This is a genomic window from Flagellimonas amphidinii, assembly GCF_013090115.1.
GTDB lineage: Bacteria > Bacteroidota > Bacteroidia > Flavobacteriales > Flavobacteriaceae > Flagellimonas > Flagellimonas amphidinii.
In genome coordinates this window covers 43,575-60,540 of sequence record NZ_JABFNN010000040.1, presented here as the reverse complement: position 1 = coordinate 60,540, position 16,966 = coordinate 43,575, and the positions used below count along the sequence as shown (strand labels likewise).

Here is a 16,966-nt window from a genome sequence, read left to right as displayed (position 1 = left end):
AGATGGATTAGAAGCTGTATACCACTTCCAATTTATGGCCTTGCAAAGCTTTTTTTGCTTTTTCCAGGTCTTGGGTGAAGCCCAAAATGTATCCTCCACCTCCAGAACCGCAAAGTTTGAGGTAGTAGTCGTTGCTTTCTATACCTTGCTGCCAAAGTTGATGGAATTTAGACGGTATCATGGGTTTGAAGTGATCCAAAACCACATGCGATAGCTGTTTTAAATTTCCAAACAAGGATTTTACATTGCCACTCAAGAAATCCTCTACGCAAGCATCAGTATGTTTAATGAATTGATCTTTGATCATACTACGGAACCCTTCCTGCTTCATTTTTTCCATGAACAGCTGTACCATGGGAGCCGTTTCGCCGGTCATGCCACTATCCAAAAGAAAAACTGCACCTTTTCCTTCTTTGTTTTGGGAAGGTATACTGGTGGATTCAATATTGTCTTTGGAATTGATGAGTATAGGCAGGCTTAAATAGCTGTTCAAAGGATCCAATCCGGAAGATTTACCGTGGAAAAAGGATTCCATTTTTCCGAAAATCTCTTTGAGCCTCAAAAGCTTTTCCCGGGTTAAATTTTCAAGGACCGTGATTTTATTGTTGGCATACTTATCATAAATGGCAGCCACCAATGCCCCACTACTTCCAATACCATATCCCTGAGGGATTGAACTATCAAAGTACATTCCGTGGGCAATATCTTTTCCCAAGGATTCCAAATCGAAAGAAACCAAATTTGGTTCTTCCTTTTCCAAATCTTCAAGATAGGAAGCATAAGCCTTAAGTCCTTGGTTGGAATCTTTGGCTACACCCGTAAGATTTGTATCTGTTTTTAACGCTCCTTTGAAAAAATTATAGGGAATGGAAAGGCCCTTGGAATCTTTGATGATACCATATTCTCCAAAAAGAAGAATTTTAGAATAAAAGAGTGGTCCTTTCATAGTACTCGTCTAAGATACAATATTTGCGTTTAATCAAATTTGGTTAACGGTGAACAAATAGAAATATTGGATAAAATCAACGTATTCTACGTGCACCCTTCCCAATTCGATCGCAAATATAATGTCCATTCTCACAATGCACAACCAATTCATCCTGAATAAATTGGATGGCTTTTTCCTTAACCGATTCTGGATACAGCACATGTACATTGGCACCTGCATCCAAAGTAAAGCAAATGGGCACTCCGTTTGATTTTCTGTAAGCCCATATTTTTTCAATGATTTGAAGTGTATCTGGCTTCATCAATATAAAATACGGCATGCTGGTCATCATCATGGCATGCAGGGTCAACGCTTCACTTTCAACAATGCTGATGAATGCCTCCAAATCACCATTTTCAAAAATGGCCTTGAGTTTATCCAAATTTTCATGGGCCTGGGCAAAACGTTGCTCGGCAAATGGATGTCCATGCATCAAATTATGTCCCACTGTACTGCTAACTTGTTTTTCTCCTTTGTGCACCAACAGAATGGTATCATGGAAATTTTTGAAAACAGGATTTACATTAAAGGGGTATCCCATTCCAAACAAATCCGAGCTCTCTGCAAAGGATTCGTGCATTCCCCATTGAATAAGGTCTCCTTCAATACTTCTGCAAGCGCTTCCAGAACCCAACCGAGCCAAAAAAGAGGCTTTTTTATTGAAAAATTCCTGGGTTATTTCTGGATTCAGTTGTTTTTCAATATCCATAAGGCAAAGTGCCAAAGCAGCCATTCCACTTGCTGAAGAGGCAATTCCACTACTATGCGGAAAGGAATTGGAAGTTTCAATATGGAAATCATAGTTTTTTAGAAACGGGACATAAGCTTCAATCCTTTCAAAGAAAGTCTGGATTTTGGGCTTAAAATCGGGTTTGGGTTTCCCTTCAAAAATCAAGTCAAATGAAAACTGACCATTATCGTCTCTCTCCTTAAACGATATAGAAGTGGTTGTGGCACAAGCATCCAAAGTGAAACTAATAGATGGATTGGCCGGTATCTGATTTTCTTTTTTTCCCCAATATTTGACCAACGCAATATTACTGGGAGCCTTCCATATTACCTTTCCCTCTTGTGGTAATTCTTTGTATGGGGAGGGCAGAAAGTCTTTTTCGGTCATTGGAAATGTATTTTGGCAAATATAAAATTTGCAAATCGCTTCCATCTAAGTAGAAACAAATAAATTCTTATTTTAGACCTCGTTGCTCAGACTATGAAAAAAAGGATTGTTTACATCGCCATTAGTGTTGCTATTTGTCTGCTGATAGGATTTTTGTCCAGTTTTGCCACGCAAAGTTCAGTTAACGATTGGTATTTTACTTTGCAAAAACCCTCATTTAACCCACCCAATGAGGTATTTGCTCCAGTTTGGAGCATTTTGTATGTTTTAATGGGTATTTCTGCAGGAATTGTTTGGTCCAAAGGGTTTCACCATATTTGGGTGAAAACAGCATTGTATCATTTTGGCTTTCAATTACTTTTCAATGCCTTATGGAGCATTGTCTTTTTTGGTTTGAAAAGTCCTTCTTGGGCCTTATTGGTGATTTTAGGGCTTCTGTCCTTAATTATGTTGACCATTCGCTGGTTTAAAGTAGTAAGTAAAGTTGCCGCTTATCTATTGATTCCCTATTTGCTCTGGGTCCTTTTTGCTGCACTGCTCAACTACAAGATTTGGGAGCTAAATCCTTAATTGCTTGCCATATCCAATAGTTTTTTCATGGTTTTTAGATTGCGGGTAGTTGCCTGCACCTTTAATTTATGCTCTATAAGATTGTTGTTGAGTTTAGCATTCCCATAACCTTTTCTACAACAGAGATAAACACAGTTGGGAACAATGTGAAAATCTTCATTGGGAAAATCCTGTTCATTCAGCTTATAAACCAATTCTTGTTGTGGAGGTTGCTTTAGCAATACAAAATACAAGCAATTTTCTTCAGTCTCATCTTTAAATGGATTTGCTTCCAATACTTTTTGAACTACATCGGATGTTATGACCAAAATAGGAACTTCAAAACCAAAATTCTTTAAAATACATGTATGGATCAATTCTTCTAGTGCTGAAGCCTTATCAACATTACTTTTGAAAACAACATTGCCACTTTGGATATAGGTTGTCACGTTTTGAAGACCTATCTTTTCAAGGGAAACCTTCAAATCTGCCATTTTGATTTTCTTCTGTCCACTTACATTGATTCCTCTTAGAAGTGCAATAAATGTTTTCATGTTTAAGCTTTTGATAGTTAAAATTACTCCGATTTATTTTAGTAAATTCAAACACACTAAACAAAACTAAATGAACCGATATATCCTTGCACTTGATCAAGGGACCACCAGTTCTAGGGCTGTGGTCGTTGATGAAAAGGGTTCCATAATCTCGGTGGCCCAAAAAGAATTTACCCAAATATTTCCAAAACCAGGGTGGGTGGAACATGATCCAACAGAAATTTGGGCCACCCAAGCTGGAATGGCTGCAGAAGCCGTCAGTAAAAAAGGCTTGAAAGCTGAGCAAATGGCCGCGATTGGCATCACCAATCAACGGGAGACCGTGGTGGTTTGGAACCGGAAAACTGGTGAACCTATTTATAATGCCATTGTTTGGCAAGATAAAAGAACCGCTGATTATTGCGATACTTTAAAAAATCAGGGGAAATCTGAAATAATCCGTGAAAAAACCGGATTGGTCATTGATTCCTATTTTTCTGGCACTAAAGTAAAATGGATTTTGGACCATGTTGACGGCGCACGAAAAATGGCGGAAGCGGGAGATTTGGCCATGGGGACCATTGATACTTGGTTGATTTGGAAAATGACCGAAGGCAAACTTCACATTACCGATGTGACCAATGCTTCGCGAACATTGATTTTCAACATCAACACTTTGGATTGGGACGATGAACTATTGGAATTGTTCACCATTCCCAAAAGTATGCTCCCAGAAGTGAAACAATCCAGCGAATTGTATGGCTATACAAGTCCAAATTTCTTTGCTTCAAAAATTCCCATAGCGGGAATAGCTGGCGACCAACAAGCTGCTCTTTTTGGTCAAATGTGCACCAAAAAGGGAATGGTTAAAAACACTTATGGAACAGGCTGTTTTATGTTGATGAACATTGGGGAAAAACCTATTTTCTCTAAAAACAATTTACTTACCACTGTCGCTTGGAAAATCAATGGAAAAACCCATTATGCCCTGGAGGGGAGTATTTTTATTGCAGGAGCAGTGGTACAATGGCTACGCGATAGCCTAAAGATTATAAAAACCTCATCCGAAGTGGAACAACTGGCCGGTTCGGTTGAAAGCTCAGAAGGAGTGTATTTGGTTCCAGCTTTTGCCGGATTGGGAGCTCCTTATTGGAACCAACACGCCCAAGGCACCATTTTTGGGCTAACGAGAGGTAGTACGGATGCCCATATTGCAAGGGCTGCCATAGAATCCATTGCCTATCAGACCATGGATGTGTTGAAAGCAATGGAAGCTGACTCTGGAATTTCAATTAAGGAACTACGTGTGGATGGTGGGGCCACCGTCAACAATATGTTGATGCAGTTTCAAGCAGATGTCCTCAACACGATAACCGTGAGACCCAAAATTGTTGAAACCACGGTCATGGGTGCTGCTTATTTGGCTGGATTGGCAGTAGAATATTGGAAAAATCCCGAAGAAATTCAAGATATTTGGCAAGCAGATGTTCATTTTAACCCAACCAATGAAAGAAAAGCTGTTGAGCAAGGCATACAAGGCTGGTACAGAGCAGTTAAGTCATTGGAGTTTTGGGCAAACAATTCCTGAATATTTTAAAAATAACCGACTATGACACCTTTTGTTGCTGAAATTGTAGGCACATTTCTTTTAATGTTATTGGGATGTGGCGTAAATGCCAATGTTTCCTTGCAAAAAACATATGGAAGCGGCTCCGGCTGGATTGTAATTACCACCGGATGGGCCTTTGCCGTTTATACAGGGGTCGTAGTGGCCGGACCTTACAGCGGAGCACATATGAACCCTGCCGTAACTTTAGGTTTGGCATTTGCGGGTGAGTTCTCTATGCAGGAAGTTCCAAGTTATATTGTTGCTCAATTTATAGGAGCTATGTTGGGAGCTTTCTTTGTCTGGTTGATCAACAAAGACCATTTTGATGCAACAGAAGACGGCAATACCAAAAGAGGTGTTTTCTGTAATGCCCCTGCAATACCCAATACTTTTTTGAACATTTTGACCGAGATATTGGGAACCTTTGTGCTAGTTTTTGCCGTTCTTTATTTTACAGATGCGGTAGCCACCAAAGACAATACCATCATAGGTCTTGGATCCTTGGGGGCTTTGCCGGTTGCCCTTATTGTTTGGGGCATAGGACTTTCTTTAGGAGGTACTACAGGTTATGCTATTAATCCCGCACGTGATTTAGGACCACGTATTGTTCATGCGCTCGTACCGATTAAAAATAAAGGCTCCAACGGTTGGGGATATTCTTGGATTCCGGTTGTTGGGCCCATTTTAGGTGCTGCGCTTGCAGCCGGTATCGCTCTATTGTTACAATGACTATTCTGATGTAATGGCCTTGGCAGCAATATATGCTCCGGTCCAAGCATTTTGAAAATTGAATCCTCCAGTAATGGCATCCACATTGATGATTTCACCGGCAAAATATAGATTTGGATGCAACTTGCTTTCAAAGGTCTTAAAGTTGATTTCTTTCAAGTCCACCCCGCCTGCAATTACAAATTCTTCTTTGAAAGTACTTTTTCCTTCCACCCGAAAAGAAGAAGCTGTAAGTTGTTCTGCAAGGTTTTGAAGATGTTCTTTGGTAGCATCTGCCCATTTTAATTCTTTACTGATTCCTGATGCGTGAACCAATTTGGCCCAAAGTCTTTTTGGAATATCCACGGCTTGGGTTCTTACAATTGTTTTCTTCGCTTCAACCTCTTTAACCTTCTTTAAATAGCCAGTCATAGAGGTTGTGGTATACTCAGGTGACCAATTGATGTTCACCCTAAACTGATATTGATACTCATGGAGAATATTGGCCCCCCATGCTGAAAGTTTTAGGATAGCTGGACCACTTAACCCCCAATGCGTTATCAATACCGGCCCCTCTGATGAAAGAACAGGGATTTCTTTGGATTTACTTTTTAAATTAAGGTTGGCTTTTGATGCAAAAACTGTTTTGGAAGGTATCTCCACGGTAGCATCAACACTAATTCCCTGAATACCTTTTAATCTTTCATCATTGATATTGAAGGTGAACAGGGAAGGTACTGGCGGAACTATTTTATGGCCCAATTGCTCCAATTGCTTCCATATTTTAGGGTTACTTCCTGTGCAAAGCAAGAGTTTTTTGGCCGTGTAATGTTTGTTCATGGTCGTTATTTTCCATAATGTCCCATTTTTTTCAAACTGCTTTACCGCACTATTTTTCAGGACCTTCACACCAAGACGTTGAGCCTCATTAACAAAACAATCTATGATCGTTTGGGAAGAATTACTTTTAGGAAAAATACGGCCATCTTCCTCAATTTTTAGAGCAACTCCCCTTTCATCAAAGAAAGCTATCACATCCATGGGAGCATAGGAATGAAAAGGTCCCAAAAGTTCTTTTTCTCCCCTAGGATAATTGGTTGTCAAATCCTTAACAGAAAATTCTCCGTGCGTCACATTACACCTACCACCTCCAGATACTTTTACCTTGGATAGCACAGTCTTTCCTCTTTCAAAAATGGCCACTTTTAAATCTGGGGACCGTTCTGCAATGTGAATTGCAGCATAAAATCCAGCAGCACCACCGCCAACAACAATTATATCATACATTAATCCACCCGTTCTGGATAGTTGGTAATGATTCCATCCACTCCATAGTTCTTCATCTTTTCAATATCCTCTGGTTCATTGACCGTCCATGTATAGATTTTTAATCCTGCCTCATGGATTTTTGCAGTATTTTCTTCTGTTAAGGTTTTAAAATTAGGATTTATAGCCTCTGCATTCAATTCTTTGGCCACAGCAATTGCATCCAAGGGATCTTCATCTGTTAGCACTGCAATTTTAATTTCGGAATCCAACTCTCTCATTCGCTTCAATTCATCCCATTTAAAACTGGAGATAATGAAATTATCCAAGGCCCACCCCTTTTCCTTTATGTAATAATCGGTGATAAAGTTAACCCTGTCAGCGGTGTCAGCCCCTTTCAATTCAATATTAAGGGCCACTTGATTATTTATCAATTTAAGCACATCTTGTAATAATGGAATCTTATGGTTACCGTCCAAAATAAGTTGTTTCATATCAGAAACATTATATTCTTCAATATTTCCACCACCATTGGTAAGTCGCTCCACACGTTCATCATGAAACACGGCAATCTCACCACTTTTTATACGAAATACATCAATTTCAATCATATCCACGCCCAAATCCAATGCTTTTTGAATGGATGCCAATGTGTTTTCCGTCTCATGGCCCATAGCACCCCTATGCCCAATAACTAGCGGTTTGGGATTCATCATATCACAACTGTTGAGGAAAAAAAAAGTAATTGATACTACAAGTAATTTTATTTTCATTCGGTCTAATTTTTAATGTTAAAAATACAATTTGAAAATGAAATCCAATAGGAATATTTTCATTGAAAAAACATTTGTGGTTCTACCTAAAAATGCATTATTACTATTTATGAGTTTATTTTTTTGTCAATTTGTTAAAAATTATTTAATACATTTATCATATTAGTAACCAATAAATAAACTAGCATGTTTTCAAAATCTAACTTGCTGGCCACACTTGTTGGCGCAGTCGTCATGTTCTTTTTAGGATATCTTATTTGGGGGATCGCAACGGTAGATTTTTTTGCTGATCACACCATTGTAAATTCAATGAAGGAAACTCCAAACCTTGGCTTAATTGCTTTGGGTAATTTAGTTGGAGCTTTTGTTTTAAGCACATTGTACAGTAAATGGGCCAGAGGGCACCACTCGCTGAGTGAAGGTTTTCAATTTGGAGCTTGGATAGGGGTTTTTGTGGGTATTGGAATGGGGCTTATATGGTATGCCACTGCTGATTGGATGGATTTGACCGGCCATATTGCCGAAGCTGTAATAGATATAATTTACTACGGCATTGTAGGTGCAGTAATAGGACTCGTTTATCAAAAAACAGCAGTAAAGGAATAATAGAAAATAACCGACCTTAAATTGGCGGATTGTTTTTGAAGCAATCCGCTTTTTTATTGTTTTATTTTTAAAATAAGAGACTCCAAAGGCCCTAATTCAACCGCAATATGTCCAAGTCCATTAGTAACCTTCATATTTTTATGTCCTTGCCCATATAATTCCTCCTCCAGTGCATATTCCGTATTTTTAAGTTGCCATTTGTCAATAACATCCTCAGGAACCTTCAAATCGAAGGTATAGCTTTTGGAAGCGTCAAAGTTTGAAACAATGACCAATTTCTCTTTATCAGACCATCTTACATAAGACAAAACCCTATGATCATACGTTTCGGTTTGGTCCTTATTATAAAAGTGAATCTCTTGATAGTCTCCCATTAGTGCATCACTCTGAATGGTGAAATTTAGCAATCGCTTGTAAAAATCCCTCAATTCTTTTTCCCTGAAAGACAATTGACCTCCATCAAATTCTTTATTGTTCACCCAACGTTGATGATGTGGCACTCCTATATAATCAAAAATTGACGTTCGGGTAGGTTTTCCAAAACCAGCATCCTCTGCACCGGGCTCCCCAACCTCTTGCCCAAAATAAATCATTGTGGGCGATGTACTCAATGTTGCCGAAACTACCATAGCTGGTCTCCCGAGTTCTGCATTCCCCACAAAATCTGGACTTGCAATACGTTGTTCATCGTGATTTTCCAAAAAGTGCAGCATATGGTGCTCTATATCCGCCATTCCTTTTTGGACCACAGGAATATGGTCGGTCCAACCATACCCTTTCATAATATGTTTGATACTATCGTACAACTCTACCTTATCGTAGAGATAATCCATTTTTCCCTTGTGGATATAGTCTCGGTACAAACTTGGATTATATACTTCCGCCAGTAAAAAGGCTTCTGGGTTCTTCATTTTGATATTGGAATTGAGATAACTCCAGAATTCCACTGGCACCATCTCGGCCATATCAAAACGGAAACCATCCACGCCAAAATCTAACCAATAGGTGGCAATATCCTTGAATTTATGCCATGAATTGGGAAGCTTCCGCTCCTTCCAAAACGCATGGTGCTCTCTATACCCCAAAGTATCGAAGCCCTTGGGCAATTCATCAAAGTCCTTGGTACCATCAGGGCGAACTCCATAGTTCACCTTTACTGTTTCATACCAATCATTAAAATCAGGTTGGGCGAGTCGTGAGCCATTCCCTGTCCATTTGGCTGGATTTTCCTCAAACTTGGAATCAGAATGGGCATTTACAGTTTCCCCTCCCAGTGGCAAGTAATCATTTTGCCATTGCGGCACTTGAAATGCTTGCCCTGGAATATAGTAAAAGTTATTGTTGACATCGTATTCCTTTGAGGTATCATCATGGGCACCAAAATCCACTACTCCCTCTGGGTTTGTAACTCCTTCGTAATTACGGGCTACATGATTGGGAACAATATCGATGATCACTTTCATACCTGCATTATGTGTTCTTTGGATCAATGCCTTGAACTCTTCCAATCTTTTTGCAGGATCAATGGCCAAATCTGGGTTTACATTATAATAATCCTTAACGGCATACGGAGACCCGGCTCTCCCTTTAACCACATCAGGGTCATCATTGGAAATTCCATAGGAAGTATAATCATTGATCAATGCATGGTGCGGCACTCCGGTGTACCAAATGTGGGTAACTCCCAAACCTTTAATTTCCAACAATGCTTTTTCTGTAAAGTCAGCAAATTTGCCCACCCCATTTTCTTCAATGGTACCCCAAGGCTTGTTGGTTGTATTTGTATTTCCAAAAAGACGAGTAAAAACTTGGTATACAACTATTTTCTTCTTCATGGATGGCATTTCAGGTTTTGGTTTGGTTTTCTTTTGACATGCTATTTGGACTCCAAAAATCCACAGAACAATAAAAGCATGTTTTGGTCTCATACCTTCACTATTTCACCGGGAATCAAAGTAATCGGGTTTCCATGAACTTTTATATTGAGTTTTTCCTCTCCCGAAACTTCAAAAGCAACATCTTCTGCAGAAACATTGATGGTTACAATTTGATTTCTAAAATTAACCTTGAAGGAATAGGATTGCCATTGTTCCGGTATTTGAGGTTCAAAAGAAAGTTGATTCTCTACAACACGCATTCCTCCGAAACCTTCCACAATGCTCATCCATGTTCCTGCCATGGAAGTAATATGTAATCCTTCTTCAACTTCTTTGTTGTAATCGTCCAAATCCAATCTGGAAGTTCTAAGGTAGAATGTATACGCTTGGCCCATCCTGCCCAACTTTGCTGCCTGAATGCTATGTACGCAAGGAGATAACGAGGATTCGTGTACAGTAAAAGGTTCGTAAAAATCGAAATGAAGTTCTAAGTCCTCTTTACTAAAATGATCTTCGAAAAAATAGAATCCCTGCAATACATCGGCTTGTTTTATGTAAGGCGAGCGCAAAATTCGATCCCAGCTCCACTTTTGGTTGATGGGTCTCTGGGATTGGTCCAAATCTGATACTTTTACCAACTCCTTGTCCAGAAATCCATCCTGTTGCAAAAACACTTTGTGTTTTTCCGAATATGGAAAATATATGTTTTCTGAAACTTGTTCCCATGCCTCAAGCTCCTTTTTTCCTAAATTGGTTTTGACTACCACTCTTTGATAATCTTCGGGATATTCAGTCTGAACTTTTGCCACCTGACCACTTGCATAATCCATGCACCATTTTGCCAAATAGTTGGTGTACCAATTGTTATTTACGTTGTTTTCATATTCATTGGGACCAGTTACTCCCAACATCACATATTGTTGCTTTTCTTCTGAATAATTAAAGCGCTGATGCCAGAATCTAGCGATACCAATCAAAACTTCTAGCCCCATTTTTGGTATATAGCTATAGTCCCCTGTGAACCTGTAATAATTGAAAATCGCAAAGGCAATGGCTCCGTTCCTGTGGATTTCCTCAAAGGTAATTTCCCATTCATTGTGGCATTCTTCACCATTCATGGTCACCATAGGGTAAAGTGCCGCTCCACCTGTAAATCCAAGTTTCTCAGCATTTTCAATGGCTTTTTCCAGATGGTTATAGCGATACTTTAATAGGTTCCAAGCCACTTCTTGATTTTTGGTGGACATATAAAAAGGTAGGCAGTATGCTTCGGTATCCCAATAGGTACTTCCTCCATATTTCTCACCTGTGAACCCTTTTGGGCCAATATTTAACCTGGAATCTTTCCCTAAATAGGTTTGGTTGAGTTGAAAAATATTGAACCGGATGCCTTGTTGTGCCTTAACATCTCCTTCAATAGTGATATCGCTCATTTCCCAAATTTTGGCCCAAGCTTCTTTTTGGTAATCCAATAAAGCTTCAAATCCAAGATTTTCAACTTGGTCCAAAACTATGTTTGCTGCGTCTTTAAGCTCATCTTTTGGATGATTTCTATCAACCGCATATCCGCCATATTTTACCAAAGTCAAAGTTGCATCTTTATTTACACTGGTTGTATATGCTTGACCTATTGAAGTTGCATTTTTTTGAATCTCTGGTTTGGCTTCAATTTTTTCGCCATCCACATAAAGCTCGCTTTGCATGAAGGTACAAACAGCGAAATTGGTCTTCATGGTATGGGATGATACAAAGGCCCGGTTTCCTTCAGAAGAAACAGCTGTTATTTCCCAAAACTTATCATCCCAGTTGCTATCCATGTTTTTAATTCCTCCATCCAAATAAGGAACCATTGAAACTTCAGTATCTGAATTTAGAACTTGTAAGTTATATTGAATCGCCCCTGTCTCATCAAAATTTAAACTTAGGAACCTCACGACTTCCACCGCAATTTCCAAGTCATTCGACATGGTGGCCACAAAGCTTCGTTTGTACCACCCTTCTTTCATGTTGAGTTCTCTACGAAAACCCACAACTTTTTTACAGGTATTCAAATCCAAAGGCTCTCCATTCAAAATAATATTGATACCAATCCAGTTAGGAGCATTCAAAACCTTGGCAAAGTATTCTGGATAACCGTTTTTCCACCATCCTACTCTGGTTTTATCAGGATAGTAAACTCCAGCAATATAATTGCCCTGAAAGGTTTCTCCGGAATACTGTTCTTCAAAATTGGCACGTTGCCCCATGGCACCGTTACCTATACTAAAAAGACTTTCTGAAGACTTGACCCTTTCATGGTCAAAGCCCTCTTCTATGATGGACCATGGATCCGCCTTTATATAATCTTGATTCATTGAAAATAACTAAGTTGGAGTCAGCAAATTTTTTAATCCCTGAGTACAAGGATAATGCAAACTTAGTTAATTGTGGAATCCCTAACCACTAAAGTGGGTTCTAAAATTTTGGTTTGGAATGTTTCCTCTTCCTCTTCACTTTCTACTTTATCGATAAGCATTTGTGCAGAAATCTCGCCCATTTTCTCACCGTGCTGTGCAACAACTGTTAGACTTGGGTTAGCGTATTTCGATAATAATCCATCAGTAAAACCAATAAAAGAAATATCTTCTGGGATACGAAGTCCCTTCATTTGGACCAAACGCATGCTATACACTGCAAATATCTCGTTTACACAAAGAACTGCATCCACAAGATGGGTGTCAAAAAAATCTACAATGCTCTTTTCATCCATTTCCATAGTGGAAAGTTTGAGTATTCTGGAGTCATCTACTTCCATTTTACTCTCCAAAAGTGCTTTTTTATAACCATCTGTCCTAGACTTGCTTACGCTCAAATAATCATCTGTGGTTATTAGGGCTATTTTTTTTCTTCCTTGTTCTATCAGTTTTTTAGTGGCCATATAGGCTCCTAGCTCATCATCGATCACCACTTTATCACAATCTACATCATTGGTTATTCTATCTACCATAACCAATGGAATCCCTTGTTCGGTAACTTCTTTTAGATGATTGTAATCTCCTTTGCGTTGTGTCTCTGAAGAAAGTGACATGATAAACCCATCAATACTTCCATTGGCCAACATTTCCATGTTTATGACCTCCCTATCAAAAGATTCTTCTGAAAGGCAAACAATAACATTGTAACCTTTAGCATTTGCGTATTTTTCAATACCTCTAATAACAGTGGTAAAAAAGTGATGTACAATAGCAGGAACAACAACACCAATATTCTTAGTTCTCTTGTTCTTGAGACTTATGGCAATATTATTTGGCTTGTAGTTGTACAACTTGGCAAAGGCTTGAACCTTCTCCTTAGTATCCCTACTGATTTCTTCGCTGTTCTTTAAAGCTTTTGAAACGGTTGATATTGACACCTCGAGTTCACGTGCAATATCTTTTAAAGTAATCTTTGCTTTCAACAATAAGAGAATTTATCCATTGGTTTGGCATGGAAAATTACTCAATATAGATCATGATCGACTTTCATTTACTCTTTTTAACAAAAATTGAACCATTTTTCACAAAAGCTTCCATAACAACTTAACATTTAGCTAAAAAATAAAAAATGGTATATTAGTAGCCTCATTACGGATTTACTTGATTTCCTCCAGATAAATTACGATATAAATAAATCTGGTCTTTTAGTTTTATGAACCTTCTACGAATTCAAAGTTATCAACACGAAACCGTTTTCGTTTTATGTTGCGATATGCTTAAATTTTGATTAACATTATTTTTATATATGTTTAACACTTGAATTAAAATTGACTTTACTTAAAATTTAAATTAACTAAACTTAAAATCAATTATTTATGAAGATTACGCTACTTAGAAGCTTTTTGCTGGTAGGAGCATTTTTATGTTTCGGTCTGGCAAAAGCTCAAACAGTATCTGGTACTGTTTCAGATGCAAACGGCCCTCTGCCGGGAGCGAGCGTGCTGGTCAAAGGAACGACCAATGGTACGCAGACAGATTTTGATGGTAATTATACCCTCAATGACATTGATGATGCTGCCACACTGGTTTTTAGTTACATTGGTTTCAAAACAACTGAAATCGCGGTTAACGGTCAGTCCACTATCAATGTCACCTTGCAGGAAGATGCTCAGGCGCTGGATGAAGTTGTGATTATTGGTTACGGCCAAACAACGGTTAAAGACGCTACTGGTTCTGTTTCTGCAGTTACTTCAGAAGATTTCAACGCTGGTGTAATAGCCTCACCTGAACAATTGATTCAAGGTAAAACGGCAGGTGTTCAGATTACGGAGACCAGTGGTCAACCGGGTGCAGGAATTGATATTAGAATCAGGGGAACAAATTCCGTTAGATCTAATAACAATCCTCTTTTTGTTGTTGATGGTATTCCTTTATCTGGTGCAGCAACCTCTCCAACTAGTGGTAGAACAGGGGTTGGAACATCTACATCTTCAAACCCTCTAAGCTTTATTAACCCTTCAGATATTGAAAGCATCAGTATTTTGAAAGATGCTTCGGCTACTGCAATTTATGGTTCCAGGGGTGCAAATGGTGTTGTTATCATAACCACAAAAAGTGGTAAAGGCAGCAGAGGTGGTGTGTTGGAGTTCTCTTCAACAATGAGTATCTCTACTCCTGCCAATGATTACGACCTTTTGGATAGAGAAGCTTTCTTGGATGGTGTTGAGCAATTTGGCGGAGATCGTAGTGCACAGGATTTTGGCAATAATACAGACTGGCAAAGATTTGTAACAAGAACTTCTGTATCACAAAATCAAAACCTTTCATACTCCCGTAGTTATGAAAATGGTGCTATAAGAGCAACTTTTGGATATGGAAAACAATTTGGTGTTATTGAAAACTCTTCTTTGGAACGTATCACAGGAAGAATTAATGCCACTCGAAGATTCTTTGATGATAACTTGACATTGAATCTTCAAGCGTCTATCTCCAGAGTAAATGAAGAAGCTGCCCCATTAAGTGGTAGTGCCGGATTTAGAGGTGACCTTTTAGGTGCTGCTTATTCAGCAAATCCTACATGGCCCACCAATCCTGATTTTAATACTGGTGGACAGTTGAGCCCAGCGACTTTGTTAGCTTATACTCAAAATATCACCCACACTAATAGAGCTTTACTCAATGGCTCTGCAGAATACAAATTTACTCCTGAGCTTAAAGGAAAAATCAACTTAGGATATGACAGATCAGAATCAGAGTTGACAGCAGTATCCTCCGGTAAAGCACAGAATCTTGATAGAAATACATTTGGAAACGGAAGGGGTTCTTTCAATACGCTTGAGCTTGAAAATCGATTGGTTGAAGCAACCCTTCAATACACAAAAGAGTTTGATAATTCATTCTTGGATGTTGTTGCAGGTTACTCATTCCAAGATTTCAAAACCAGTGGAAGAAATACTGAAGCATTTGGATTTAGCACCAATGATTTAAATGAAATGGGGGATGATCTTGTATCTTCCATTGCTGCTACTGAAGGTGCTATTACAGGAAGTTACCAACAATATGGTTTTGACTCAAGGGCAAGTACCATATTTATTAATAGACTGTTCCCAGAAGTTGTTCAAGATAATGTTTCTAAAGTTAGAGGAATAAGTGTACAATCCTTGTTCGCAGACAGAAATTTCTTTAAAGATGAGTTGCAATCTTTCTTTGCAAGGGTGAATTATACCTTAGCTGACAAGTATTTGTTTACTGCCACACTTAGAGCTGACGGTTCTTCTCGCTTTGGTGGCAATAACCAATACGGTTACTTCCCTTCTGCTGCAGTAGCATGGAAGCTTCATGAAGAGGATTTCTTCGGAGATGCATTCTCTACTTTCAAATTGAGAGTAGGTGCAGGTATTACAGGTAACCAAGAAGGTTTGGGTTATGGAAACTTCATCAGAAGAGAGCGCTACGCAGGTGCAGAATTACAAGATAACGGTAATATAGACCCCCCTGGTACAACTCCTGTTACATTTGCTAACCCAGATTTAAAATGGGAAGAGACTCTTGATATAAACATTGGTTTGGACTATGGTCTTAACAATGACAGAATTTCTGGTAGTATCAACGTATATAGAAAAGAAACTACAGACTTGTTATTGAACATTGAAGCAGCACAACCTTCTCCTCAACCAAGGTTCTTCCAAAACTTGGATGCGACTTTGATTAACCAAGGGGTTGAATTCGACATCAATGTAGATTGGGTTCAATCTGAAGATTTTAGCTTTAGCACTGCTTTTAACATAGCATATAACGATAACGAGCTACAGGATTTTGGAGGTCAAATTCCCGCAGGTACTATCCGTGGGCAGGGACTTTCTTTGGCATTTGCCCAAATTTTGGCAGGTGACAGACCATTGTTTTCCTATTTCCTTAGAGAATTTGAAGGTTTTGATGACAATGGACAACCTATTGGAGATGTTCAGACATTCGTGAATGAAGATGCCTTACCAGACATCAATACTGGTCTATCTTTGAATCTTAATTATAAAAATTGGGATTTCTCAGCTTATCTTGCCGGACAGTTTGGATTCTCAGTCTACAACAACACAAGAAACGCATTCTTCACTGCTGGTGCAATCAACAATGCAAGAAACGTTACTCCAGATGTTCTTACTTCAGGTGAAGCTGGTAGTGCAGCTGCTGAGGTTTCTACTAGATTCTTGGAAGATGGAGACTTCATCAGACTTCAAAACGCAACCATTGGGTACAATGTGCCTCTAAGTGGAGAAGGAGCATTTAAAAGCCTAAGACTCTCAGTAACAGGACAAAACTTATTCCTAATCACTGATTACAGTGGACTGGATCCAGAAATTAGCGTACAGCCTGGAACGCCTATTAATGGTGTTAGCGATTTGCTTAATGGTCTACCAACAGCAGGGATTGACTACACTGCTTACCCAAGACCAAGAACTGTAACCTTTGGTCTTAATGCTACTTTCTAA

13 protein-coding genes are annotated in these 16,966 nt (G+C 38.9%); 5 read left to right on the top strand and 8 right to left on the bottom strand.

Annotation, left to right across the window (positions count from 1 at the left end; genetic code table 11):
• Positions 1–7: 7 nt before the first annotated feature.
• Positions 8–946: a mevalonate kinase family protein gene (locus tag HJC33_RS15215; RefSeq protein ID WP_171659703.1), complete on the bottom strand. Its 939-nt coding sequence runs from the start codon at positions 944–946 to the stop codon at positions 8–10.
• Between the two features lie 76 nt (positions 947–1,022).
• On the bottom strand, positions 1,023–2,105 hold the full coding sequence (locus HJC33_RS15210; protein WP_171659702.1) for a diphosphomevalonate decarboxylase: 1,083 nt from the start codon (positions 2,103–2,105) through the stop codon (positions 1,023–1,025).
• Positions 2,106–2,198: 93 nt separating this feature from the next.
• Here HJC33_RS15210 and HJC33_RS15205 point away from each other — a divergent pair, with 93 nt between their 5' ends.
• Positions 2,199–2,675: a TspO/MBR family protein gene (locus HJC33_RS15205; protein WP_171659701.1), complete on the top strand. Its 477-nt coding sequence runs from the start codon at positions 2,199–2,201 to the stop codon at positions 2,673–2,675.
• On the opposite strand, the gene HJC33_RS15200 is transcribed toward HJC33_RS15205, so the two are convergent.
• Positions 2,672–3,208: a DUF1697 domain-containing protein gene (locus HJC33_RS15200; RefSeq protein ID WP_171659700.1), complete on the bottom strand. Its 537-nt coding sequence runs from the start codon at positions 3,206–3,208 to the stop codon at positions 2,672–2,674. The genes HJC33_RS15205 and HJC33_RS15200 overlap by 4 nt on opposite strands.
• A gap of 70 nt (positions 3,209–3,278) precedes the next feature.
• On the opposite strand from HJC33_RS15200, the gene glpK reads away from it, so the two are divergent.
• Positions 3,279–4,775, top strand: a complete 1,497-nt coding sequence (gene glpK / locus HJC33_RS15195) for a glycerol kinase GlpK (RefSeq protein ID WP_171659699.1) — start codon at positions 3,279–3,281, stop codon at positions 4,773–4,775.
• A gap of 21 nt (positions 4,776–4,796) precedes the next feature.
• On the top strand, positions 4,797–5,525 hold the full coding sequence (locus HJC33_RS15190) for an MIP/aquaporin family protein (protein ID WP_171659698.1): 729 nt from the start codon (positions 4,797–4,799) through the stop codon (positions 5,523–5,525).
• Here the strand turns inward: HJC33_RS15190 and HJC33_RS15185 are convergent, their stop codons facing one another.
• Positions 5,526–6,791, bottom strand: a complete 1,266-nt coding sequence (locus HJC33_RS15185; protein ID WP_171659697.1) for a BaiN/RdsA family NAD(P)/FAD-dependent oxidoreductase — start codon at positions 6,789–6,791, stop codon at positions 5,526–5,528.
• A complete protein-coding gene (locus HJC33_RS15180) occupies positions 6,791–7,543 on the bottom strand; it encodes a glycerophosphodiester phosphodiesterase (RefSeq protein WP_246245578.1) in 753 nt (250 codons plus the stop codon). The genes HJC33_RS15185 and HJC33_RS15180 overlap by 1 nt, the downstream gene beginning before the upstream one ends.
• Before the next feature lie 186 nt (positions 7,544–7,729).
• Here HJC33_RS15180 and HJC33_RS15175 point away from each other — a divergent pair, with 186 nt between their 5' ends.
• Positions 7,730–8,149, top strand: coding sequence for a hypothetical protein (locus tag HJC33_RS15175; protein ID WP_171659696.1), 420 nt, complete (start codon positions 7,730–7,732; stop codon positions 8,147–8,149).
• 53 nt (positions 8,150–8,202) lie between these two features.
• Here HJC33_RS15175 and HJC33_RS15170 read toward each other — a convergent pair whose 3' ends face one another.
• From HJC33_RS15170 to HJC33_RS15160, 3 genes are all read right to left on the bottom strand, one after another.
• The gene (locus HJC33_RS15170) at positions 8,203–9,984 is read right to left on the bottom strand and encodes an alpha-amylase family glycosyl hydrolase (RefSeq protein WP_409557870.1); all 1,782 of its coding nucleotides are present in this window, start codon (positions 9,982–9,984) and stop codon (positions 8,203–8,205) included.
• A gap of 89 nt (positions 9,985–10,073) precedes the next feature.
• Positions 10,074–12,380: a glycoside hydrolase family 65 protein gene (locus HJC33_RS15165; protein ID WP_171659694.1), complete on the bottom strand. Its 2,307-nt coding sequence runs from the start codon at positions 12,378–12,380 to the stop codon at positions 10,074–10,076.
• Positions 12,381–12,442: 62 nt separating this feature from the next.
• Positions 12,443–13,462 carry a LacI family DNA-binding transcriptional regulator gene (locus HJC33_RS15160; protein ID WP_171659693.1) on the bottom strand — a complete coding sequence of 340 codons (1,020 nt, stop codon included), beginning with the start codon at positions 13,460–13,462 and terminating at the stop codon, positions 12,443–12,445.
• Positions 13,463–13,855: 393 nt separating this feature from the next.
• On the opposite strand from HJC33_RS15160, the gene HJC33_RS15155 reads away from it, so the two are divergent.
• Positions 13,856–16,966, top strand: a complete 3,111-nt coding sequence (locus tag HJC33_RS15155; RefSeq protein WP_171659692.1) for a SusC/RagA family TonB-linked outer membrane protein — start codon at positions 13,856–13,858, stop codon at positions 16,964–16,966.